Here is a 23394-nt window from a genome sequence, read left to right as displayed (position 1 = left end):
CCCGGGCGAGGTGACGCGACGCGTCACATAAACGTGACCTTTTGCGTCACATCGGGCCGGAATGGAGTGGGCAGGGTGCCCTCGGGCCCCGGCATCCCAGTGGCGCCTGCCGCCGTTACACCAAGGGCGATCGCGCAGTCAGTGAGCCGTTTGCAGGCAGTATTCGACGGTGCGCCGCGAGGCGACGCACGGCGCAATTGCGGAATCCGCGTCAGTGCAGTTGGATCAATCGATCCCGAGTTTCTTCAGCTTGTACCGCAGCGCGCGGAAGGTAATGCCGAGCGCGGCCGCAGTACGGGTCTTGTTGTAGCGGTTTTCCTGCAGCGCCTGCTGGATCGCCGCGCGCTCGATCTCCTCTATATAAGAGGGGAGCGGGCTGCTGGCGGTATCGCGCGGATTGAGCGTGCGCGGGTCGATCGCCATCATCGGCTGGCCGGCCACCGCGATCGGGGCGGGCGCTGGCGATGCGGCGGTCGTGGCGTTGCCCGTGTTCGGGAACACCGCGCTCTGGGCTTGGGCGACCTGTGGCAGGCGCAGGTCTTCGGCCGTCAGGATCTCGTCTTCGGCAAGCGCAAGCGCACGCTCGAGGATGTTCTCCAGTTCGCGCACGTTGCCCGGGAACGCATAACTGCGCAGGACCCCGAGGGCGTCGTCGCTCAGCGCGGGCACCGGGCGCGACTGCGCCGTGGCGAGGCGCTTGAGCACCATCAGCACCAGGCCGGGCAGGTCATCCTGGCGCTCACGAAGCGGCGGCACGCGCAGCTCGATCACATTGATGCGGTAGTAAAGATCCTGGCGGAAGCGACCATCGGCGACCAGCGAGGCCAGGTCCTTGTGCGTGGCCGAGAGGATGCGTACATCCACCGGCACTTCGCTGTTGGCACCGACCGGGCGGATCGACTTTTCCTGGATGGCACGCAGCAGCTTGACCTGCATCGCCAGCGGCAGCTCGGCGATTTCGTCGAGGAACAGGGTGCCGCCATCGGCGCTCTGGAACAGGCCGGGCTTGTCGGCATGGGCGCCGGTGAAGCTGCCCTTCTTGTGGCCGAAGAACTCGCTCTCCATCAGCTCGGCCGGGATCGCGCCGCAGTTGACCGGGACGAACGGTCCGCTGGCGCGGCCGCCTTCGGCGTGAATGGTGCGGGCGACCAGCTCCTTGCCCACGCCCGACTCGCCGACGATGTAGACCGGCGCCTGGCTGCGCGCGACCTTGGCAATCGTCTGGCGCAGCGTGGTCATGGCTGGCGACTGGCCGTACAGGCGGGCGGCGACGGCGTCGGCCGGCGGCGCGCTGCGGCGGCTTTCGTTGAGGTCCAGGGCGTGGCGGACCAGGTCGCGCAACACGGCCAGGTCGACGGGTTTGGCGACGAAGTCGAACGCACCGGCCTTCAATGCCTCGACCGCGGCTTCGACATTGCCGAAGGCGGTGATCATGGCGACCGGGGTCTCGGGGTGCTTCTGGCTGATCTCGGCGACCAGGTCCATGCCCGAGCCGTCAGGCAGGCGCATGTCGGTCAGGCACAGGTCGTAGCGATTCCGGGACAGCTGGCTGCGTGCCTCCCCGATGGTGGAGGCGGTGTCGCAACGCAATCCCATCCTCCCCAATGTCATGACGAGCAACTCGCGAATGTCGCGTTCGTCGTCGACCACCAGTGCACTACGTGTTTCGGCCATCGTCCCCTCCGTGCGCCACGATAACTTAAGGCTGTGTGAAGAGCCAAGCGGAAACGATGCACGTCACGCGTTCAGGAAGACGCGTCGGCAGGGGCCCGGAGTGCGCCGGGTCAGGCAGACAACAAGGTGTGGCTGCCGACAAGCCGGATCCGGAAGCAACCGCCACCGCCGGGCATCGCCACGTAATCCAGCGTTGCCTGGTTGGCGCGGCACAGCTCGCGCGCGATATACAGGCCAAGGCCCGTGCCGTGGCTGGAGGTGGTGAAAAACGGGCGGAACAGGCGCGATGCCACCGACTCCGGAATACCCGGGCCGCGATCGAGCACATCGATGGACGGCGTTCCAGCCTCATCCGCATAGACATGGACCGAAACGCGGGCCGGCTCGCCCGGCATCCGCCCGTAGGTCAGGGCGTTGTGCACCAGCACAGTCAGCACCTGATGCAGCTGGCGCGGGTCGATCATCACCGGCAGGCGCGCGACCTTGCCGCCTGTGCGCAGGGTGTCGTGGTCGAGCGGGTGGCTCTCCAGGTACTCCTCGACAAACATGCGGGCGAAGCCGACCAGCTCGACGTGCTCGGGCTTGGCCGGCTCGCGCCGGGCCATGCCGAGCACGTTCTCGACGATGCCGTTCATGCGCATGCCCTGCTGGCGGATGATCTCCAGCAGCCGGCGCTCGGCGGTCGGGATGTCGTCGGACTCCTCCAGCAACTGCACGGCGTAGTTGATCGCTGCCAGCGGATTGCGGATCTCGTGGGCCAGGCTTGCCGAGAAGCGGCCGAGCGTGGCCAGCGTCATCGATTCGGCGTGGCGCGAGAGCAGCGAGGTGTCGTCGAGGAAGATCAGCACCTGGTCGCTGCCGGCCAGCAGGCGGGTGAAGCGCGGCACCACTTCGGGCAGGTCCGGCGCCAGCTGCACGGGGCTGTCGACGTTGCTGCCGTCGTTGCGCCAGCGTTGCAGGCGCCGCGCCAGTTCCGGCGCCGCCACGGCCAGGCTGCGTTGTCCGTGCAGGTCGGTGCTCTCGCCGGCATCGCCCAGGAGCAGCATCGCCGCCTCGTTGGCCAGGCGGATGCAGTCGCTCCGGTCCACCAGCAGTACGCCGGTGCGCAGGCGGCGGATGATCAGCTCGTTGATCTCGCCCAGGTGCGCGGCCTCGGCGCCGCGGCGCTCGGCCAGGTCGTAGCTGTCGCGCATCTGCCGGCCGAGGATGCTGGTCAGGGTGGCGATGGCCATATAGCCGATGCCGAACATCATCGGCTCGGCCAGCGTGCGGCGCCCGAACATCGGGTCCAGCGTGCTCCAGGCGTACTCGCCGAACAGCCCCAGCACCGCCGCCACGGCGGCGCCCAGGCCATAGCGCGGCGGCAGCAGCAGAGCGGCGGCGCCGACGTTGAACAACATCATCAATGCAATGCCGGTGCCCGCCATCGGCATGGTATGGATGGCCAGCAGGCCGAAGAACAGGTCCGCACCGATGCCGGTCAAGGTCTGGCTGCGCAGCTCGCCGCGCTTGCCGAAGGCGAAAAGCAGCGCGGCGATGAACAGATAGGCCAACGCCACCGAGCGCGCCCCCAGATTGTGGCGCAGCGGTTCAACCAGCTCGGTCGCCGGCCCGAACAGGAAGAACACCAGCAGGGCGGCTTCGAGCAGGCGGTAGAGGGTGAAGAAGTAAAGCTCGCGGCGCAGGGCGCGATCGGCATCGGCGGCATCGATCGGGGCGAGGGCGAGCGGCAAGCGGGTGTCCGGATGGGGCGGGTGGTGGTCGCGAGTATGGGGGGCGGCGGGACTTTGTTGCCAGATGTGGCGGATGCGGCCCCCTCCCGGGCTGCCCGCGGCCAGGGGGAGAGGCAGGTTTTGCCCGAACCGCGCCGATCGGCGACAATACGGCCCCCTCGCGTTCGGCCTTGCTGGTCCGCGGGGATTCTTTTCATTCCCCTCGGTGACGCATGAATTTTCACGAATATCAGGCAAAGCAGCTGTTTGCCGACTACGGCATCGCTGTTCCGGCCGGGCGCGTTGCGCGCACCCCTGACGAGGCCGTCGCGGCGGCCAAGGCCATCCCTGGCGACCTGTGGGTGGTCAAGGCGCAGATCCACGCCGGTGGCCGCGGCAAGGCCGGCGGCGTCAAGCTCGCCAAGTCCTATGACGAGGTCAAGCAGTACGCCCAGGCCATGCTCGGCACCAAGATGGAGACCTACCAGTCCGCTGGCGTCGCCCTGCCGATCGACTCGGTGCTGATCTCCGAGGGCACCGACATCGCCAACGAGCTGTACCTGTCGGTGCTGGTCGACCGTTCGACCCAGACCATCACCTTCATCGCCTCCGCCGAGGGTGGCGTCGAGATCGAGAAGGTCGCCGAGGAGAACCCGGACGCGATCAAGACGCTGCACGTGAACTACGTGCAGGGCCTGCAGCCCTACGAGTGCCGTGAACTCGGCTTCGCGCTGGGCCTGAACGCCAAGCAGGTCGGCCAGCTGACCAAGATCATGCTGGGCCTGTTCAAGCTGTTCAACGAGAAGGACCTGGCGCTGGTCGAGCTCAACCCGCTGGCGATCCTCACCAACGGCGACCTCGCCGTGCTCGACGGCAAGATCAACAGCGACGACAACGCCACGTTCCGCCACAAGGACCTGGCCGCGATGCGCGACATCCGCCAGGAAGACGAGACCGAGGTGCTGGCCAGCCAGCATGACCTCAACTACGTCACCATGGACGGCAACATCGGCTGCATGGTCAACGGCGCCGGCCTGGCGATGGCGACCATGGACGTGATCTCGCTCAACGGCGGCTCGCCGGCCAACTTCCTCGACGTCGGCGGCGGCGCAACCAAGGAGCGCGTGACCGAAGCATTCAAGCTGATCCTGTCGTCCGACAAGGTCAAGGCGATCTTCGTCAACATCTTCGGCGGCATCGTCCGCTGCGACATGATTGCCGAGGGCATCATCGCCGCGGTCAAGGAAGTCGACGTCAAGGTTCCGGTGATCGTGCGCCTCGAGGGCACCAACGTCGAAGCCGGCAAGGAAATACTGAAGAACTCGGGTCTGGCCATTACCCCGGCCGACGACATCAACGATGGCGCGAAGAAGGCGGTTGCCGCCGTCGCTGGCAAGTAAGGGGCCACAGACATGTCCGTTTTGATCAACAAAAACACCAAGGTGATCGTCCAGGGCTTCACCGGCTCGCAGGGCACCTTCCACGCCGAGCAGATGCTCGATTACGGCACCAAGGTCGTCGGTGGCGTGACCCCGGGCAAGGGTGGCACGCAGCACCTGGGCCTGCCGGTCTTCAACACCGTGCGCGACGCGGTCAACGCGACCGGCGCCGACGCTTCGGTCATCTACGTGCCGCCGCCGTTCGCGGCCGACGCGATCCTGGAAGCGGCCGATGCCGGCATCAAGGTCATCGTCTGCATCACCGAAGGCATCCCGGTGCTCGACATGCTGCGCGTCAAGAACACCCTCAAGGGTTTCGACGACGTCGTGCTGGTCGGCCCGAACTGCCCGGGCGTCATCACCCCGGGCGAGTGCAAGATCGGCATCATGCCGGGCCACATCCACATGCCGGGCAAGATCGGCATCGTCTCGCGTTCGGGCACGCTGACCTATGAAGCGGTCAAGCAGACCACCGACGTGGGCCTGGGGCAGTCGACCTGCATCGGCATCGGCGGCGACCCGATCAACGGCACCAACTTCATCGACGCGCTGAAGCTGTTCGAGGAAGACCCGCAGACCGAAGGCATCATCATGGTCGGCGAGATCGGCGGTTCGGCCGAGGAAGAAGCGGCCGAGTTCATCAGCAAGTACGTCACCAAGCCGGTGGTCGGCTTCATCGCCGGCGCCTCGGCTCCGAAGGGCAAGCGCATGGGCCACGCCGGTGCGATCGCATCCGGCGGCCAGGGCACGGCCGAAGGCAAGTTCGCGGCAATGGAAAAGGCCGGCGTCACCACGGTGAAGTCGCCGGGCGACCTGGGCGCGGCGATTGCCAAGCGCCTGGCGAAGTAATTCGCTCGTTGCAAGCGTTGTGAGAAAGGCCACCTTCGGGTGGCCTTTTTCTTTTTCTGGGAGAATGAAGCTCTATCCCCAGCCCTCTCCGCAGTAGGGGAGGGCTACAAGAGCAGGTGGCATCGAGATGTCCAATCCTCTTCGCCTCGCACTGGCCCAGTTCGATTTTCCGGTCGGTGCGGTTCATCAGAACGCCGAACGCATTGCGCAGATGATCGCGCAGGCGCGCGACGAGTACGGTGCCGACGTCGTGCTGTTCCCCGAGCTGGCGCTCAGCGGCTATCCACCGGAAGACCTGCTGCTGCGACCGGGTTTCCTCGCCGACTGCGAAGCCGCGATCCATCGCATCGCCGCATCCACCCAGGGCATCGTTGCCGTCGTCGGCTGGCCGCAGGCGGCCGGAAGCGTGGTCTACAACGCCGCCAGCGTGCTGCGCGACGGCCATGTTTCGCACACTTATCGCAAGCGTGAGCTGCCCAATTACGCGGTTTTCGACGAGCGGCGTTACTTCGATGTCGATCCCGACCGCGAGGACTGCGTGTTCGATGTCGACGGCGTCCAGGTGGGTCTGATCATCTGCGAGGACCTGTGGTTCCCCGAGCCACTGGCCAGCACCGTCGCCGGTGGCGCGGAACTGGTGCTGGTGCCCAATGCCTCGCCGTTCGAGCGCGACAAGCACGCCGAGCGCGACCACCTGCTGGCGCAGCGCGTGCAGGAAACCGGCGTTGGCCTGGTCTACCTCAACGTCGTCGGCGGCGAGGATGCGCTGGTGTTCGACGGTGGTTCGGTCGTCGCCGATGGCGACGGCACCGTGCACCCGGCGGCCGCGGCCTTCACCGACCAGTGGCTGGTGGTGGATTTCGACCCGGATTCGCGCCGCTTCAATGCGGTGGAGTGGATGGAGGATGGTGACGAGAGCCGCGACGCGCTGGCCTGGCGCGCCGTGGTGCGCGGCACGCGCGACTATTGCCGCAAGAACGGCTTCGAGAAGGTCTGGCTGGGGCTGTCCGGTGGCATCGATTCGTCGCTGGTGCTGGCCATTGCCGTCGATGCGATCGGTGCCGAGAACGTCACCGCGGTGCGCATGCCGTCGCGCTACACCGCCGACCTGTCCAACGACCTGGCCGAAGAGCAGTGCAGGACGCAGGGCGTGCGCCTGCTGACGCTGCCGATCGAGAAGCCGTTCGAGGGGTACCTCGATGCGCTGGCCGAGCATTTCGGCGATCGCCCGGTCGACACCACCGAAGAGAACCTGCAGTCGCGCACGCGCGGCGCGCTGCTGATGGCGATGAGCAACAAGTTCGGCGGCCTGCTGCTGACCACCGGCAACAAGAGCGAGTACGCGGTCGGTTACGCCACCATCTACGGCGACATGTGCGGCGGTTATGCGCCGCTGAAGGACCTGTACAAGTCGGAAGTGTTCGCGCTGGCGCGCTGGCGCAATACGGTCGGTGACGAGGTCATCCCGCAGGCGGTGATCGATCGTCCGCCGTCGGCGGAGCTGCGCGAGAACCAGAAGGACCAGGACTCGCTGCCGCCGTACGACGTGCTCGACGCCATCCTGCTGCGCTACGTCGACCAGGAACAGTCGTATGACGAGATCGTCGCGGCCGGGTTCGATGCGGCCACGGTAGAACGCGTATTGCGCCTCGTGCGAATCAGCGAGTGGAAGCGGCACCAGTCGGCGCCGGGACCGAAGGTGTCGCGGCGTGCGTTTGGACGCGAGCGGCGCTATCCGATCAGCAACGGGTATCGGGGATAGGCCTCAAACAAAAACGCCGCCCGGAGGCGGCGTTTTCTTGTTGCGGTACCGTCGACCCGATCAGTCGTTGTCCAGCGCCGACTTCTCGCCCGCGAACGGGTTGAGCTTGCGGAAATTGCTCGGGTAGTCCGGCCACTTGCCGGTCAGGTACGGGTGGTTCGGCTCGTTCTGCTGCAGCACGCGCTTGGCGTCGGCGGCCAGCGTCTGGTTGCCCAGGCCCTCGTAGGCCGCGGCCAGGGTGGCGACGGCATCGTTCTGGTACTGGCTCTGCGGGTAGGTCTCGAGCAGGTACTTGGCGCGCTCGATCGCACCGACATAGGCGGTGCGACGCAGGTAGTACAGGGCGGTGTCGAGCTCGTGGCGGGCGAACATGTCGCGCAGGCCGCGCATGCGGCTGCGCGCATCCTCGGCGTAGCGGCTGTTCGGGTAGCGGTCGGCGACGATCGAGAAGTCGTTGAACGCCTGCAGCGGGGTGGCCAGGTCGCGGCGGCTGGCGTCGAGCGTCCAGACCTGCTGCAGGAACACCGTGTCGCGGCTGGAGTTCGACAGACCGCGCAGGTAGTACATGTACGCGATGTTCTTGTGCGTCGGGTAGGTGCGGATGAAGCGGTCGATGCTGCTGATCGCGTCATCGTGCTTGCCCGACTTGTACTGGGCGTAGGCAGTCTCCACCAGCGCCTGCTCGGTGTAGGGGCCGTACGGGTACTGGGCGACCAGGCGCTTGAACGTGGTCTCGGCCGCGGCCCAGTTGCCGTTGGTCATCGACTTGTGGGCTTTCTCGTAGAGCTGCTCGACCGGCACGCCCTCATCGGCGTCCTTGTCTTTGAACTTGCTACAGCCCACTCCAGCAAAAGCGACGATCAGCAGCAGCGCCAGCAGGCGCGAAGGGGCAGAGCGTAGGGTCATGGCAGATACACGGGCGCCGAAGGTACGAAGGTCGGATAATAGCAGCCCCTGCGCGGCAGCCCTGAATCCTTCCCCTCCGATGACCATCCCCGCCACGCCCCTGCATGCCACCGTCCCGGACAGCGCCGCCGGGCGCCGCTTCGACGCGGTCCTGGCCGAGCTTTTCCCCGATTTCTCCCGTTCCCGCCTGGCGGCGTGGATCAAGTCCGGCGACGCCCTCCTGGACGGCCGCGAAGTCCGCCCGCGCGATCCGGTCCGTGGCGGCGAGGCGGTCACCCTCAATGCCGCCCTCGAGGTCCAGACCCATTCCGAGCCCGAGGACATCGCCCTGGACGTCCTTTATGAGGACGAGCACGTCATCGTCATCAACAAGCCGGCCGGGCTGGTGGTCCACCCCGGCGCGGGCAATCCGGCCGGCACCCTGGTCAATGCCCTGCTGCACCGGGACGCCTCACTCAATACCTTGCCCCGGGCCGGCATCGTCCATCGCCTCGACAAGGACACCTCCGGCGTCATGGTGGTCGCGCGGACCCTGCCGGCGCATACCGCGCTGATCGAGCAGCTGTCCTCGCGCGAGGTCCATCGCCAATACGTGGCCGTGGTGCTCGGGTCGCTGGTGTCGGGCGGGACGGCCGATGCGCCGATCGACCGCCACCCGCGCGACCGCATCCGCATGGCCGTGCGCGAGGACGGCCGCGATGCGGTCACGCACTTCCGCCTGCGCGAGCGGTTCCGCGCGCACACGCTGCTGGAGTGCCGCCTGGAAACCGGCCGCACCCATCAGATCCGCGTGCACATGGCCCACCTCAAGCACCCCATCGTCGGCGACCCGCTGTACGGCGGCCCGTTGAAGCTGCCCAAGGGCGCGACCGAGGAACTGATCGCGACGCTGCGCGGTTTCAAGCGCCAGGCCCTGCATGCCGAGACGCTGGAGTTCTCGCACCCGGTCACCGGCGAGCCGGTGCGCTGCACCGCGCCGGTGCCGCAGGACCTGCGCGATCTGGTTCGCGCACTGCACGACGACACCGTCGCGGCGGCCGAGCGGGAGCGCTGAGCGTGGCGGCCCCCTGGCTGGAAGCGCAATGGCCGCTGCCGGCATCGGTACGGGCCTTCACCACGCTTCGGCACGGACTTGGGGTGTCGAAGGCGCCGTTCGATCATTTGAACCTGGGCTTGCGCGCAGGCGACGAGGCCGAAGCGGTGCTTCGCAATCGCGCGCTGCTGCACGAAGCGGCGAAGTTGCCGTCGCCGCCTCGCTGGGTGCGACAGGTGCATGGCGTCGACGTCGTCCGATTCGACGGGGATCGGCTTGAGGACGACGAACCCGAAGCGGATGCTTCGGTCAGCTCGACGCCCGGCACCGTCCTGTCCATCCTCACCGCCGACTGCATGCCCGTGTTGTTCTGCACGGACGACGGCAGCGAAATCGGCGCGGCGCATGCGGGATGGCGCGGCCTGGTCGGCGGTGTCCTCGAGAACACCGTGGCGGCCATGCATTCCGCGCCGCAACGGCTGCATGCCTGGCTTGGCCCCGCGGCCGGTCCGCAGCACTACGAGATCGGCGAAGAGGTCTTTGATGCCTTCGTTTCGCGCGACTGGAGTGCCGGCAGCGCCTTCGTCAGCACCCGCCCGCACCACTGGCGCGTGGACCTGTACGCCCTGGCGCGGCGCCGGCTCGGGGCCGTCGGCATCGATGGCAGCCGGATCCACGGCGGCGGCCTGTGTACGATCGCCGAACCGGACCGCTTCTTCTCCCATCGTCGCGACCAGCGCGGTGGGCGCATGGCCTCCCTGATCTGGATAGAGCCAGGACGATGAATACAGTCGCGTCGCCGTCGTTGTACCGACAACTTCTCGCGGCGCGGTTCGACCAGCTGCCGCCGACGCTGCGCGCGCTGCATGATCGCAGCGGCTGCAGGCGCTACCACGGCAAGGTCGAAGTCGACCGCGGGGGCGGGATGCTGTCGCGCCTGTGCGCCTGGGCGGCGCGATTGCCGGCGCCCGGGCGCGGCACGATCAAGGTCGAGATTGACGCCGACGCGAAGGGCGAGCGCTGGGCGCGCGTCTTCGCCGGCAAGGCGATGCGTTCGCGCCTGTGGGCACACGATTCCCTGCTGCGCGAACGCCTGGGCCTGCTGCGCTTTGCCTTTCGTCTCGATGTCGAGCAGTTGCCCGGCGCAGGCGCGGCCGTGGTCTGGCATGTCGCCAGGGTCAGCGCGCTTGGCCTGCCGCTACCGCTGCGCTGGTTTGCGGGCGTGACGGCGCGCGAGTACGAGCGCGACCACCGCTATCGTTTCGATGTTGCCGCCAGGCTGCCGTGGGTGGGCCTGGTGGTGCACTACCGGGGATGGCTGGATGTCGATTGAATCAGGTCCCGACAGCGGCGCGGTAGTCGTCTTCGATGGCGTGTGCGTGCTCTGCAACGGCTGGGTGGATTTCCTGTTGCGGCACGATCGTGAGGGACGCTATCGCTTCGCCGCGATGCAGACGGTGAGCGGTCGCGAGCTGCTGGCGACGCACGGTCTGGATCCCGACGATCCGGTGTCGTTCCTGCTGGTCGACGGCGACCGTGCCTGGGACCGATACCGATGCGATCGCGCGCGTGCTCCAGGGCCTGGGCGGCGCCTGGCGACTGGCCGGCGCGATGCGCCTGGTGCCAAGGTTCGTCCGTGATCCGCTCTACCGCCATGCCGCCCGCAATCGCTATCGCTGGTTTGGTCGCCACGAGCAATGCCTGGTGCCGACGCCGCAACAGGCGTCCCGGTTCCTGCCATGACGATGCGGCCCGCTCGCGGTGGCATGCACGCGGCGATGGTCGTTGCGGCGCTGTGCCTGTCAGGCTGCGCGGGCCCTGGACAGCAAGGGCGGCACCACCTCGGCGATGCAGGGCGATGCGGCGCGTCCCGCGCAGGCCGCCGGCTGGATTCGCAGCGAGCTGTACTTCGCCGTGGGCAACGAGGATGGCAGCGACACCGTCGATGAAGGCAAGTGGCGCGACTTTCTCGATCGCGAGGTCACGCCGCGCTTTCCCGATGGACTGACCGTGCTCGATGGTTACGGGCAGTGGCGCTTCAAGGACCAGGGGCGACTGGTGCGCCAGCGCTGCAAGGTGCTGGTGGTGCTGCACGAAGACAGCGCCGGGCAGCGCAACGACATCGAGGCGATCCGGCTGGCGTGGAAACGCGCGAGCGGGCACGAGTCGGTGCTGTGGGCGCGGCAGGCGGTGGAGGTTTCGTTCTGAGGGCGGCCCAACACCGTCGGGCGACGCGATGAGTTGGTGCGTAAGAACGAAAGCTCATGCCAGCCCGGCCGGTCGCTCGGCTACGATGCCCCGATCACCCTTGGAGCCAATGCCTTGGCCACCCCGCAAGCAACTCCCCGCCGCTGGTTCGTCGCAGGCGACCTCAATGGCTTCTTTGGCCTGGTCGTCGACAACCTCTCGATCCTGGGATTCATCGCCGCCGCGCTGATCGGCATCTTCGGCTTCCCCGCTGAAGTCGTGTTCGCGCGGATGTTCCCGGGCACGGCGTTCGGCGTGCTGGTGGGCAACCTCATCTACACCGTGATGGGCCGCAGGCTGGCGGCGCGGACCGGCCGCGACGATGTCACCTCGATGCCACTCGGCCTGGATGCACCGACCAGCATCGGCATGGCGCTGCTGGTCCTGGGCCCGGCGTTCGTCGCCTTCAAGCAGCAGGGCATGGACGAGCAGGCCGCGGCGATCGCCACCTGGCAGCTGGGCATGGCCTCACTGGTGGTGATGGGCGTGCTCAAGTTCATCCTGTCGTTCGCCGGCGATGCGGTCACGCGCCTGATTCCGCGCGCGGGCCTGCTCGGTTCGATCGCCGGCATCGCGCTGGTGCTGATGGGCTTCCTGCCGCTGGTGGAGGCGCTGCGCTCGCCGGTCGTCGGCTTCGTCACGCTCGGCCTGTTGCTGTACGTGTTGATCGCCAAGGGCCGCTTGCCGGTGCGTTTGCCGGGCGTGTTCGTCGCGTTCGTGTTCGGCACGGTCCTCTATTACTCGCTCGGTGCGGCCGGTCTTGCGCCGGGCTTCCACTGGCCTGAGCTGGCGCCGTTGCGGCTGGTGCTGCCGTGGCCGACGCTGGGCTTCATCGAAGGTCTGCCGTCGACGGTGCCTTACCTGCCGCTGCTGTTGCCGTTCGGCCTGCTGATGGTGGTCGGCGGCATCAACGTCAGCGAAAGCGCGCGCGCTGCCGGCGACGATTACCGCACCCGCGACATCCTCCTTGCAGAAGCCTTCTCGACGCTGGTCGCCGGCTTCTGCGGTGGCGTCGCGCAGACCACGCCCTACATCGGCCAGCCCGCGTACAAGCACATGGGCGCGCGCACCGGCTACACGCTGCTGACCGGCTTGTTCATCGGCCTGGGCGGCATGCTCGGCCTGGTCTCCGGCCTGGTGCAGTGGCTGCCGCTGGCGGTGCTGGCGCCGATCATCGTCTACGTCGCACTCGACATCACCACGCAGGCGTTCCAGGCCACGCCAAGGCGGCATGCCACGGCGATGGTGCTGGGCTTCCTGCCGTCGGTGGCGTACATGCTGGCGATCAAGGTCGGCAACCCGGGCTGGATCGCGCCGGAGAATTTCGCCCGCCTGATGACGACCAGCGACGGCCACGGACTGCCGGAGATGGCGGTGATCATCACCCTCGGCAACGGCTTCATCATCACCGCGATGATCTGGACCTCGGCGGTGGCGGCGATGGTCGACGGGCGCCTGCTCCGCGCCAGTGCATTCCTGCTGGCGGGCGCGGCGCTGACCCTGTTCGGCCTGATCCACTCCGTGCATCCGCAGGGCGGCATCTATTGGCCATGGACGCTGGAAGGCCTGCCGCGCGTGCTGTCGTGGCAGTTCGCGGGTGCCTACGTGGCGCTTGCGACGCTGCTGGCGCTGCTGTCGTTGCAGCGCGATGCCGTGCCCGTGGCGAGCGACCAGGATGCCGCGCACTGAGCATTTGCCCGGCGCGCCGCGATTAGAATCATGCTTCCCCCGTGTACGAGTACGACGACGATGTCCCTGCAAGACGAGCTCAATGCCATCCCCGGCGTCAGCGCCGAGCGCGACGCCGCCACGCGGCAATTCGTGTTCAACCACACGATGCTGCGGGTCAAGGACATCGCCCGGTCGCTGGATTTCTACACGCGCGTGCTCGGCTTCACGCTGGTGCGCAGGCGCGATTTCGCCGACGCGAAGTTCAGCCTTTACTTCCTGGTGCTGGTCGACGATCCGGCGCAGATCCCGGCCGAGGAGCCGGCCCGTGGCCAATGGCTGCTGGGCCAGCGTGGCGTGCTCGAGCTCACCCACAACCACGGCAGCGAAGACGACGCCGGCTTCGCCTACCACGACGGCAACAGCGAGCCGCGCGGATTTGGCCACATCTGCGTGTCGGTGCCGGATGTCGAAGCGGCATGTGCGCGCTTCGAGCAACTGGGCGTTGCCTTCCAGAAACGCCTGACCGACGGCCGCATGAAGGACATCGCCTTCATCAAGGACCCGGACGGCTACTGGGTCGAGATCCTGCAGCCGACCGCGCGGGTCTGACGGCGAGCGCGCTTCAGTCGAGCGCGCTCAACCCTCGCGCAATGCCTGGAGGTAGCTGCGTCGCCACGCGGTGACGTCATGCGCCCGCAGCAGGGCAATCATCGCCTGCCAGCGTTCGCGCCGCTCTTCCAGCGGCATCGTCACCGCGGTGGCGATGGCGTCGGCGACGCCGTCGAGGTCGTACGGGTTCACCAGTAGCGCCGTGTCGAGTTCGCGCGCGGCGCCCGCGAAGGTCGACAGCACCAGCACGCCGGGGTCTTCGGCGTTCTGCGCGGCGACGAATTCCTTGGCGACGAGGTTCATGCCGTCGCGCAGCGGTGTGACCAGGCCGACTCGGGCGATTCGGTAGAAGCCGGTCAACGACGGGTGCGGGTAGTTGCGGTTGACGTAGCGCACCGGTGTCCAGTCAGGCTCGGCATGGGCGCCGTTGATGTGCCCGGCCAGTTGCTCCAGCTCGCTGCGCAGCTGCTGGTACTCGACCACTTCGCCGCGCGAGACCGGCGCGATCTGCAGGTAGGTCAGCCTGCCGCGGTGCTCGGGGTGTCGCTTGAGGAAGCAACCGAAGGCGCGGAAGCGTTCCGGCAGTCCCTTGGAGTAATCGAGGCGGTCCACTCCTATCGCCAGCGCCCGCCCGGACAGGCTCGCCGCCAGGCGTCGAACCGCCGGCTTGTTCACGGCGACCGCGGCCTGGCTGGCGATGTGCCCGGTGTCGATGCTGATCGGGAACGCGCCGGCGCGCAGGCGGCGTCCACGTTCGGTCTCGAGGATGCCGTTCTCGATCACGCGGCCGCGGCCGAACAGGCGCACGTAATCCTGGAAACGCTCCAGATCGCGTCCGGTCTGGAAGCCGATCAAGTCGTACGACGACAGTCCCTCGAACAGGCGCTGGTGCTGCGGCAGGGCCGCCAGCAGGTCCGATGACGGCATCGGCACGTGCAGGAAGAAGCCGAGCTTGCAGCGAACGCCGAGCTCCCGCAGCAGCTTCGCCATCGGGATCAGGTGGTAGTCGTGCACCCACACCAGGGTCGTCGTCGCGCAGCAGCGGCGCCAGCTTCTCGGCGAAAAGTGCATTGACCCGGCGGTAGGCGGCGTAGGTGACGCGGCTGTAGTCGACCAGGTCGACGCGGAAATGCAGCAGCGGCCACAGCGTGCGGTTGGCGAAACCGTTGTAGTAGTCGTCGTGATCGCGCTTGGACAGGTCGACGGTGACGTAGCGGATGTTGCCTTGCTCGACTTCGTGGGTCTTGCCGGACTGCTCGGCGTCGATCTTGCCGCTCCAGCCGAACCAGACGCCGCCGGTCTCTTCCAGCGCTGCCTGCAGAGCCACGGCGAGACCGCCGGCGCTGTCCACGCCGGGCAGGGCGACTCGGTTGGAGACGACCACCAGCCGGCTCATCGAATGGCCTCCGGCTGGGCAGTGCGATCCCGTTTCCTTGCTGGCGTGTCCTTTCGCTGCATCCACTTGCTCCCGGGCATCGTCATGCCGCGTCTTGCCAGGGTCTGGACAATCGCATCGCCGCATTGATGAGGCCGACATGCGAGTAGGTCTGCGGGAAGTTGCCCCAGGCCTCGCCGCCACCGAACTCCAGGTCCTCCGAGAGCAGGCCGAGCGGATTGCGTCGCGCCAGGATCCGTTCGAACAGCGACCGTGCTTCCTCGTGGCGACCAATCGATGCCAGCGCGTCGATGTACCAGAAGGTGCAGATCGTGAAGCTGGTCTCGGGCGAACCGAAGTCATCCGGCGCGACGTAGCGGAACAATGCATCGCCTCGGCGCAGGCCCTTGCCGATCGCCTCCACCGTGCGAACGAAGCGCGGGTCGTCGGCCTTGATGAAGCCCAGGTCGGCCAGCAGCAGGAGCGACGCATCCAGGCGGTTGCCGTCGAGGGCTTCGACAAAATGGCCCAGTTCGGTGTTGTAGGCATGCTCGGTGATACGCGCATGCATTTCGTCGGCGCGCTCGCGCCAGTACTTGCACTGCGGCGCCAGGTTCAGGTGCACCGCAATCTTGGCCAGGCGATCGCAGGCGGCCCAGCACATCACGCTGGAGTAGGTATGCACTTCGGCGCGACCGCGGAACTCCCAAAGCCCCGCATCAGGCTGGTCGTAGAGCTTGTAGGCCAGTTCGCCCAGCGGTTCGACGCGGGCGAAGATGGCCGCGTCGCCGACGCGCGTCAGGCGCTGGTCGAAGAACAGCTGCGTCGCCGCCAGCACCACGCTGCCGTACACGTCGTGCTGTGCCTGCAGCCAGGCCAGGTTGCCGCGACGCACCGGGCCCATGCCGCGATAACCGGCCAGTGACGTCACTTCCGATTCGGCCAGTTCGCGTTCGAAGCCGATGCCATACAACGGTTGCAGCGCGCCGTCGTTGGCGGCGACGTTGGCGACGTAGCGCAGGTAGTCCTCCATGCTGCGGGTGGCGCCGAGGCGGTTGAGCGCGCGGACCACGAAAGCCGAGTCGCGCAGCCAGCAGTAGCGGTAGTCCCAGTTGCGCACGGTGTTGGCCGCCTCGGGAATGGAGGTGGTCATCGCCGCCACAATCGCCCCGGTTTCCTCGTACTGGCACAGCTTCAGCGTGATCGCGCTGCGGATCACCGGGTCCTGCCATTCCAGCGGTATCGACAGGTAGCGCACCCAGTCGCGCCAGTAGGCGATGGTCTTTTCCTCCGACTGGCGAACGAAGGTGGCCACCGGCTGCGTCAGCGTTTCGTCCGGGCCCAGCACCAGGTGCAGGTCGCGGTCGAGCACGAACGGCAGGCTGTCGCGGATCAGGCGCACCGGCACGTCGCTGGTCAACCGCAGCGTGAAGTCGGGGATCAGGTAGCGGATATGGTTGCTGCCCCAGGTCGTCTCGGGCTTGCTGGCGCCGTAGTCGGCGAGCGGACGCAGGCGGATGCGGATGCGCGGCAGGCCCGACAACGGGCGCACGTGCCGCAGCAGCATCACCGGCCGGTAGAAGCGCTCGTTCTGGTGCCAGCGCGGGGCGAAGTCGATGATCTCGATGGCGCCGCCCTTCGTGTCACGCAGGACGGTGCGGATCACGGCGGTATTGATCAGGTACTCCTGCTCGGAAGAAGCGAAGTCCTCCAGTTCGATGGCGTAGTCGCCGCCTTCGTGCTGCCGCGGCGACAGCAGCGCGCAGAAAGTGGGGTCGCCGTCGAATGCGGGAACGCAGCCCCAGACGATGCGGGCGCGGGCGTCGATGAGGGCAGCGATGCTGCCGTTGCCGATGATGCCCAGGTCGAGGCTGGTCTGGAGGTCTGCGACTGAAGTCATTCGTGCTCCGGGGTGGGAATGGGGGCGACAGGCGCGGCGCGCCTATGCAATGGAGTCGTCCAGCCAGGCGCGCACCGCGGCCGGGTCGTGCAGTCCGTAGCGCGCGACACTGGGTTGGCGCGAACCGACCAGGATGCCGAATCCGCCGTGACTGCCGACCGCGGCAAACCCGTGCTCATCGGTGAGGTCGTCGCCGACGAAGACCGGGCGGCGCCCGTGGAATGGTGGCAACGCCAGCAGGTCGAGCACCGCGGCGCCCTTGTTGGCGCCATCGGGGCGCAATTCGATCACGCGATTGCCCGGTTGCAGGTGATAGCCGGGGAGGTCGATCAGCGCGGAGGTCGCGAACTCGTGCAGTGGTTCCTCCGCGGCCGGTGCGCCACGCCAGTGCAGTGCCAGGCCAATGCCCTTGTCCTCGATGCGCGCGCCGGGGTACTTGGCGGCCAGCGCCCGCGCCGAGGCAAGCACGCCATCGAGTGCCGGCGCGCGCGCATGCTGCTCGACGTGGCCGTCGTCGCGCCGCTCCAGCCCATGCAGGCCGACTGCAGGCAGGTGCAGGGGCGCGAACAGCGCATCGAGCTGGGCGAGGTTGCGACCGCTGACCAGCGCCAGCGCACCATCGAGGCGGCCGTGCAGGATCGCCAGGGTATCGATCAGGCCCGGTTCCACCGCGACGTCACCGGGGGCGTCGGCGAAATCCAGCAGGGTCCCGTCGACATCGAGGAACAGGGCCCAGTCGGGCGCGACCGCCGGCGGCAGCGGCAGGTGGGGATGCCGTGAGCTCATACACACCATTGTGAACAAGTGCATGTAAGCATCAGGTGGACGCGCCCCCAATGCGCTTGAATCGCGGCCGGCTTGAATCGGCACCGGACGGCCCGCATCTGATGGCCATTGCGGCCGCGCAGATCGATGCGGCTGCCCCAGAATCGAGAGGGAAACCCATCCATGCGAATGGACAAACTGACATCGCGTTTCCAGCAGGCGCTGGCCGACGCGCAGTCGCTGGCGGTCGGTCGCGACCACAGCGTGATCGAACCGGTGCATCTGCTGACCGCATTGCTCGACCAGAGCGGCGGCAGCACGCGACCGTTGCTGGCACAGGCCGGCGTCAACGTGCCGCTGCTGCGCGAGCGCCTCGGCGAGGCGCTGGAGAAGCTGCCCAAGGTCAGCGGCCAGGCCGGCAACATCAGCGTCGGCAACGACCTGGCGCGCCTGCTCAACGTCACCGACAAGCTGGCCCAGCAGCGCGGCGATGCCTTCATCGCCAGCGAGTTGTTGCTGCTCGCCGCGCTCGACGATGGCGGCGAAACCGGGCGTGCGCTCAAGGCGGCCGGCGCAAACAAACAGAAGCTGGAAGCGGCCATCGAAAAACTGCGTGGAGGCGAGACCGTGCAATCGGAAAATGCCGAGGACCAGCGCCAGGCGTTGGAGAAGTACACGATCGATCTCACCGCTCGCGCCGAGAGCGGCAAACTCGACCCGGTGATCGGCCGCGATGAAGAAATTCGCCGCACCATCCAGGTGCTGCAGCGCCGGACCAAGAACAACCCGGTGCTGATCGGTGAACCCGGCGTGGGCAAGACCGCGATCGTCGAAGGCCTTGCCCAGCGCATCATCAACGGCGAAGTGCCCGAAGGCCTGCGCGGCAAGCGCGTGCTGAGCCTGGACATGGGCGCGCTGATCGCCGGCGCCAAGTTCCGCGGCGAGTTCGAGGAGCGGCTCAAGGCCGTGCTCAACGACCTGTCGAAGAACGAAGGCCAGATCATCCTTTTCATCGACGAACTGCACACCATGGTCGGCGCCGGCAAGGCCGAAGGCGCGATGGACGCGGGCAACATGCTCAAGCCGGCGCTCGCGCGCGGCGAGCTGCACTGCATCGGCGCGACCACGCTCAACGAGTACCGCCAGTTCATCGAGAAGGACGCCGCGCTCGAACGCCGCTTCCAGAAGGTGTTCGTAGGCGAACCCACGGTCGAGGACACCATCGCCATCCTGCGTGGCCTCAAGGAGCGCTACGCGGTGCATCACGGCGTGGAGATCACCGACCCGGCGATCGTCGCCGCGGCGACGTTGTCGCACCGCTACATCAGCGACCGCCAGCTGCCGGACAAGGCCATCGACCTGATGGACGAGGCGGCTTCGCGCATCCGCATGGAGATCGACTCCAAGCCCGAGGAACTCGACCGCAAGGAACGCCGGCTGATCCAGCTCAAGATCCAGCGCGAAGCGCTGAAGAAGGAGAAGGACGCCGAGTCGAAGAAGCGCCTGTCCGACCTCGAGGACGAGATCGGCAAGCTCGAGCGCGAGTTCAACGACCTTGGAGGAAGTGTGGAAGGCCGAGAAGGCCATGCTGCAGGGTGCCACCCGCATCAAGGAGCAAATCGAGCAGGCCAAGCTCGATCTCGAGGCTGCGCAGCGCCGCCAGGATTTCACCGCGATGAGCGAGATCCAGTACGGCCGCCTGCCGGAGCTGGAGAAGCAGCTCAAGGCCGCGCAGGAAGCCGAGACCAAGGGCTTCACCCTGCTGCAGGACAAGGTCACCGCCGAGGAGATCGCGCAGGTGGTCTCGCGCTGGACCGGCATCCCGGTGGCGAAGATGCTCGAAGGCGAGCGCGAGAAGCTGCTGCGCATGGAAGAGCATCTGCACACGCGCGTGGTCGGCCAGGACGAGGCGATCAAGGTCGTGTCCGATGCGGTGCGGCGCTCGCGCGCGGGCTTGTCGGATCCGAACCGTCCCAGCGGCTCGTTCCTGTTCCTGGGCCCAACCGGTGTCGGCAAGACCGAGCTGTGCAAGGCGCTGGCCGAATTCCTGTTCGACTCGACCGACGCGATGGTGCGCATCGACATGAGCGAGTTCATGGAGAAGCACTCCGTCAGCCGCCTGGTCGGCGCGCCCCCTGGCTATGTCGGCTATGAAGAAGGCGGTTACCTGACCGAAGCCGTGCGTCGCCGTCCCTACAGCGTGATCCTGCTCGACGAGGTCGAGAAGGCGCATCCGGATGTGTTCAACATCCTGCTGCAGGTGCTCGACGACGGCCGTCTCACCGACGGTCAGGGCCGCACGGTCGATTTCCGCAACACCGTGATCGTGATGACCAGCAACCTGGGCTCGCACCAGATCCAGGAGCTGGCCGGCGACGGCTCAGCCGAGGCCTACACGCAGATGAAGGCGGCGGTCATGGGCGTGGTACAGGCGCACTTCCGCCCGGAGTTCATCAACCGGCTCGACGACATCGTCGTGTTCCATCCGCTCGACAAGGCGCAGATCCGCCAGATCGCGCGCTTCCAGATCGGTGGTCTGGAGAAGCGCATGGGCGAGCGTGGGCTGGGGTTGGAGCTGACCGACAACGCGCTGAACCTGCTGGGCAATGTCGGCTTCGACCCGGTCTATGGCGCAAGGCCCTTGAAGCGGGCGATCCAGCAGCAGCTGGAGAATCCGCTGGCGCAGAAGATCCTCGCCGGCGAGTTCGTCAGTGGCGATACCGTGAAGGTGGATGCCGCGGGTGGACAGCTGACCTTTTCGAAGGCCTGAAGATCGTCGAACCCCTCTCCCGCATGCGGGAGAGGGGCAGGGGTGAGGGTCGGCGCCCGAGCAGGACCTGCCAGAAGAACCCGCTCTGGAAGGCGATCAGCAGGCACACCAGCGTCGCGGTTTCGCCGTTGAGGGTGAAGTCGCCGATCAGCAGCACGACCACCATCGCCAGCGGGCCGACTGTCAACGCCCGCTTGCATGCCTCGATGCGCAGGCGCTGGCGCGGCGGCAACCCGGTGTTGCGGTCGAAGACCTGGCGCGTGGCGATGCCGAGCACGACGAACGCTGCCGACAGCATCAGGATCCAGCCACCGCCGTGCCAGGGCAGGCCGTCGGCGCTGTTCGACTCCGCTGACTTGCCGCCCGCCATCGCTTGCGGGATGAGCGCGAAACCGCCGAAGGCAGTGCGCGGCGCCGACATGTCGGTGGCTCCGAGATACGCCCAGCCGCTGATGCCGCCATCGAACTGCACCCGCAGCCACGTGCGCGTGCCGATGCCGAACTGACCGACCTTGCGGGTCTGGCAGACGTGGATCTCGGATCCGGCAGGCAGAGAGGCGATGACATCGCCCAGGCGCCATCCGGCGCGAGTCGACAGCGTGGGTACGCCGCTGTGAACGGTGGTCTCGACGACCGTATGCGCCACCAGACCGCATTGCGCCCGGGCCAGCGATGGCAGGCAAGCGAGCACGAGAACCAGCAACGGCGCGCAGATTCCCGTGCAAAGCCTGTTCATGCCGATTTAGCCCATCAACCGCAAATGCCACGGCATCCGTTGTATTGGGCTACGCAATACAGCGGACGCGTCGGCCACGCGACCGCTGTTGCGGGGCTTCAGGCCGGCGCGACCGGAGGCAGGTGGCGCTCGCCACGGTATTGCGGCGTCGCCATCACCATCTCGGCCAGGCTGTGGGCCAGCTCACGCTCGGCCAGTACCGCGGCATCGGCGCCGTGCTCGAGCAGGTGCTTGACCTCGATGTCGCTGTGCGCGCGCGCGACGATCGTCAGCGCCGGATTGATCTCGCGCAGCTTGGCGATGATCTCGCCGGCCTCCAGCGCGTTCGGGATCGCCACCATCACCATGGTCGCGCGCTCCGGTGCGGCTTCGCGCAGCACTCGCTCGTTGGCGGCATTGCCGCGGATCGCCGGCAGGCCGGCCGCACGCGCCTTGTTGACCAGGTCTTCCTCGTCGTCGATGACGACGATCTCGACGCCACGCTCGGTCAGCAGGCGGGTCAGTTCGCTGCCGACGCGGCCGTAGCCGATCTCGATCACGTGGTTGCTCAGGCCCGGCCGGATCGGCGGCGAGATGTGCTCTTCCGGCTCCGGCGCACGGTTGGCGGCCTCGCGCGCTTCGCGCCGGTCCAGCCAGGCGAACAGCAGCGGATTGACGATGATCGACAGCAGCGCGCCCGCCAGCACCAGGTCCTGGCCTTCGCTGGGCAGGACATCCAGCTGCAGGCCCAGGCCGGCGAGGATGAAGGAGAACTCGCCGATCTGCGCCAGGCTGGCCGAGATAAGCAACGCGGTCGAATTGGGTTTGCCGAAGGCACGGACGATGGCGTAGGCCGCCAACGACTTGCCGATGACGATGATCAGGAAGGTCGCGATCACCTCGACCGGACGCTGCAGCAGGATCATCGGATCGAACAGCATGCCGACCGAGACGAAGAACAGCACCGCGAATGCATCGCGCAGCGGCAGGGTCTCGGCCGCGGCCTGGTGGCTGAATTCCGATTCGTTGAGCAGCATGCCGGCGAAGAACGCACCCAGTGCGAACGACACGCCGAACAACGCCGCCGAACCGAACGCCACGCCCAGCGCGATCGCCAGCACGCACAGCGTGAACAACTCGCGCGAGCCGGTGCCGGCAACGCGCTCGAGGATCCACGGGATCACGCGGCGACCGACGATCAGCATCACCGCGACGAACGCGCCGACCTTGGCGAAGGTCTTGAACAGCGCCGTCCACACCTCCACCGCGTCGCCGGCTTCGCCCTTGAGAACGCCCGCCAGCGCCGGCAGCAGCACCAGCGCGAGCACCATCGCCAGGTCCTCGACGATCAACCAGCCCACCGCGATGCGACCGCGTCCGGTTTCCACCAGGCGGCGTTCTTCCAGTGCGCGCAGCAACACCACGGTACTGGCGACCGACAGCGACAGGCCGAAGACGATGCCGGCGCCGTGCGACCAGCCCAGGAACCTTGCCAGGCCCCAGCCAAGCACTGTCGCCAGGGCGATCTGCGCGACCGCGCCGGGCAGGGCGATCGCCTTGACCGCCATCAGGTCGCGCATCGAGAAGTGCAGGCCGACACCGAACATCAGCAGGATCACGCCGATCTCTGCCAACTGCGGTGCCAGCGTCTGGTCGCCGACGAATCCGGGTGTGAACGGTCCGGCGATCACGCCGGCCAGCAAATAGCCCACCAAAGGCGACAGCCGCAGGCGTTGCGCCAGCGAGCCAAAGATGAACGCCAGCACGAAGCCGGCCACGAGGATTGCGATCAGGGACGTGTGATGCATCGAGTATCCGTTTGCGGTCTGCCGTTCAGGATGTGGGCCGGAGGCGGGTGATGCAACCCGGGTCCCGAGCGGGTCCGCCCGGTCGCCAGATTGCGCCAAGGCGTGTCAATCGCGGGTCAGGGCCTGCAAACCGCTAGACTAGTGGGGTTTCGAGCCTCC

Annotated in this window: 15 protein-coding genes and 3 pseudogenes; 10 read left to right on the top strand and 8 right to left on the bottom strand. The window is 67.3% G+C overall.

The window, feature by feature from the left end; translation table 11 throughout:
* Positions 1-225: 225 nt before the first annotated feature.
* Positions 226-1674 carry a sigma-54-dependent transcriptional regulator gene (locus HIV01_RS09765; protein WP_200606751.1) on the bottom strand — a complete coding sequence of 483 codons (1449 nt, stop codon included), beginning with the start codon at positions 1672-1674 and terminating at the stop codon, positions 226-228.
* Between the two features lie 110 nt (positions 1675-1784).
* Complete coding sequence (locus tag HIV01_RS09760; RefSeq protein ID WP_245156767.1) at positions 1785-3407, bottom strand: sensor histidine kinase; 1623 nt, start codon at positions 3405-3407, stop codon at positions 1785-1787.
* A 212-nt stretch (positions 3408-3619) separates the two neighbouring features.
* Between HIV01_RS09760 and sucC the strand changes: the two genes are divergently transcribed.
* The 3 genes from sucC (at position 3620) to HIV01_RS09745 (ending at position 7436) form a co-directional block, all read left to right on the top strand.
* Positions 3620-4786, top strand: coding sequence for an ADP-forming succinate--CoA ligase subunit beta (gene sucC, locus HIV01_RS09755; RefSeq protein ID WP_200606749.1), 1167 nt, complete (start codon positions 3620-3622; stop codon positions 4784-4786).
* 12 nt (positions 4787-4798) lie between these two features.
* Entirely contained in the window at positions 4799-5674 is an 876-nt protein-coding gene (sucD, locus tag HIV01_RS09750) for a succinate--CoA ligase subunit alpha (protein ID WP_207526914.1), read from the top strand.
* Between the two features lie 127 nt (positions 5675-5801).
* Positions 5802-7436 (top strand): NAD+ synthase, encoded by a 1635-nt coding sequence (locus tag HIV01_RS09745; RefSeq protein ID WP_207526913.1) that lies wholly within the window; start codon positions 5802-5804, stop codon positions 7434-7436.
* Between the two features lie 60 nt (positions 7437-7496).
* Here HIV01_RS09745 and HIV01_RS09740 read toward each other — a convergent pair whose 3' ends face one another.
* Positions 7497-8342 carry an outer membrane protein assembly factor BamD gene (locus tag HIV01_RS09740; protein WP_200606744.1) on the bottom strand — a complete coding sequence of 282 codons (846 nt, stop codon included), beginning with the start codon at positions 8340-8342 and terminating at the stop codon, positions 7497-7499.
* Positions 8343-8421: 79 nt separating this feature from the next.
* Here HIV01_RS09740 and rluD point away from each other — a divergent pair, with 79 nt between their 5' ends.
* The 6 genes and pseudogenes from rluD to gloA all read left to right on the top strand — a co-directional run bounded on the left by rluD (position 8422) and on the right by gloA (position 13902).
* A complete protein-coding gene (gene rluD, locus HIV01_RS09735) occupies positions 8422-9396 on the top strand; it encodes a 23S rRNA pseudouridine(1911/1915/1917) synthase RluD (protein WP_200606743.1) in 975 nt (324 codons plus the stop codon).
* Positions 9393-10160: a peptidoglycan editing factor PgeF gene (pgeF, locus tag HIV01_RS09730; protein WP_200608436.1), complete on the top strand. Its 768-nt coding sequence runs from the start codon at positions 9393-9395 to the stop codon at positions 10158-10160. Before rluD ends, pgeF begins: the two co-directional genes overlap by 4 nt.
* Positions 10157-11118: pseudogene (locus tag HIV01_RS18360) on the top strand (DCC1-like thiol-disulfide oxidoreductase family protein). The gene pgeF and the pseudogene HIV01_RS18360 overlap by 4 nt, the downstream one beginning before the upstream one ends.
* A gap of 42 nt (positions 11119-11160) precedes the next feature.
* Entirely contained in the window at positions 11161-11583 is a 423-nt protein-coding gene (locus HIV01_RS09715) for a DUF3574 domain-containing protein (protein ID WP_425600223.1), read from the top strand.
* A gap of 114 nt (positions 11584-11697) precedes the next feature.
* Positions 11698-13311 carry a SulP family inorganic anion transporter gene (locus HIV01_RS09710; protein ID WP_200606738.1) on the top strand — a complete coding sequence of 538 codons (1614 nt, stop codon included), beginning with the start codon at positions 11698-11700 and terminating at the stop codon, positions 13309-13311.
* A 60-nt stretch (positions 13312-13371) separates the two neighbouring features.
* Entirely contained in the window at positions 13372-13902 is a 531-nt protein-coding gene (gene gloA / locus HIV01_RS09705) for a lactoylglutathione lyase (RefSeq protein WP_200606736.1), read from the top strand.
* A 27-nt stretch (positions 13903-13929) separates the two neighbouring features.
* Here the strand turns inward: gloA and otsA are convergent.
* From otsA to otsB, 3 genes and pseudogenes are all read right to left on the bottom strand, one after another.
* Positions 13930-15298: pseudogene (gene otsA, locus HIV01_RS09700) on the bottom strand (alpha,alpha-trehalose-phosphate synthase (UDP-forming)).
* Between the two features lie 82 nt (positions 15299-15380).
* Positions 15381-17177, bottom strand: coding sequence for a glycoside hydrolase family 15 protein (locus HIV01_RS09695; protein WP_200606734.1), 1797 nt, complete (start codon positions 17175-17177; stop codon positions 15381-15383).
* A 42-nt stretch (positions 17178-17219) separates the two neighbouring features.
* Positions 17220-17963, bottom strand: coding sequence for a trehalose-phosphatase (gene otsB / locus HIV01_RS09690; protein WP_200606733.1), 744 nt, complete (start codon positions 17961-17963; stop codon positions 17220-17222).
* 162 nt (positions 17964-18125) lie between these two features.
* Here otsB and clpB point away from each other — a divergent pair.
* Positions 18126-20712 (top strand): annotated as a pseudogene (gene clpB / locus HIV01_RS09685) (ATP-dependent chaperone ClpB).
* Here clpB and HIV01_RS09680 read toward each other — a convergent pair.
* Complete coding sequence (locus HIV01_RS09680) at positions 20651-21448, bottom strand: SH3 domain-containing protein (RefSeq protein WP_200606727.1); 798 nt, start codon at positions 21446-21448, stop codon at positions 20651-20653. The pseudogene clpB and the gene HIV01_RS09680 overlap by 62 nt on opposite strands.
* Positions 21449-21546: 98 nt before the next feature.
* Positions 21547-23235: a YbaL family putative K(+) efflux transporter gene (ybaL, locus tag HIV01_RS09675; protein WP_200606726.1), complete on the bottom strand. Its 1689-nt coding sequence runs from the start codon at positions 23233-23235 to the stop codon at positions 21547-21549.
* Positions 23236-23394: the final 159 nt, after the last annotated feature.

This window comes from Lysobacter arenosi (assembly GCF_016613475.2).
In the GTDB taxonomy this organism is placed as follows: Bacteria; Pseudomonadota; Gammaproteobacteria; order Xanthomonadales; family Xanthomonadaceae; genus Lysobacter_J; species Lysobacter_J arenosi.
The sequence above is the reverse complement of the archived record's forward strand: the minus strand, read 5'-3'. Positions and strand labels throughout refer to the sequence as shown.

Coding starts and splice junctions, on each gene's coding strand:
- rluD (WP_200606743.1), top strand. CDS start 8,422: ATGACCATCCCCGCCACGCCCCTGCATGCCACCGTCCCGGACAGCGCC.
- HIV01_RS09745 (WP_207526913.1), top strand. CDS start 5,802: ATGTCCAATCCTCTTCGCCTCGCACTGGCCCAGTTCGATTTTCCGGTC.
- otsB (WP_200606733.1), bottom strand. CDS start 17,963: ATGAGCTCACGGCATCCCCACCTGCCGCTGCCGCCGGCGGTCGCGCCC.
- HIV01_RS09680 (WP_200606727.1), bottom strand. CDS start 21,448: ATGAACAGGCTTTGCACGGGAATCTGCGCGCCGTTGCTGGTTCTCGTG.
- sucD (WP_207526914.1), top strand. CDS start 4,799: ATGTCCGTTTTGATCAACAAAAACACCAAGGTGATCGTCCAGGGCTTC.
- HIV01_RS09740 (WP_200606744.1), bottom strand. CDS start 8,342: ATGACCCTACGCTCTGCCCCTTCGCGCCTGCTGGCGCTGCTGCTGATC.
- HIV01_RS09695 (WP_200606734.1), bottom strand. CDS start 17,177: ATGACTTCAGTCGCAGACCTCCAGACCAGCCTCGACCTGGGCATCATC.
- gloA (WP_200606736.1), top strand. CDS start 13,372: ATGTCCCTGCAAGACGAGCTCAATGCCATCCCCGGCGTCAGCGCCGAG.
- sucC (WP_200606749.1), top strand. CDS start 3,620: ATGAATTTTCACGAATATCAGGCAAAGCAGCTGTTTGCCGACTACGGC.
- ybaL (WP_200606726.1), bottom strand. CDS start 23,235: ATGCATCACACGTCCCTGATCGCAATCCTCGTGGCCGGCTTCGTGCTG.
- HIV01_RS09765 (WP_200606751.1), bottom strand. CDS start 1,674: ATGGCCGAAACACGTAGTGCACTGGTGGTCGACGACGAACGCGACATT.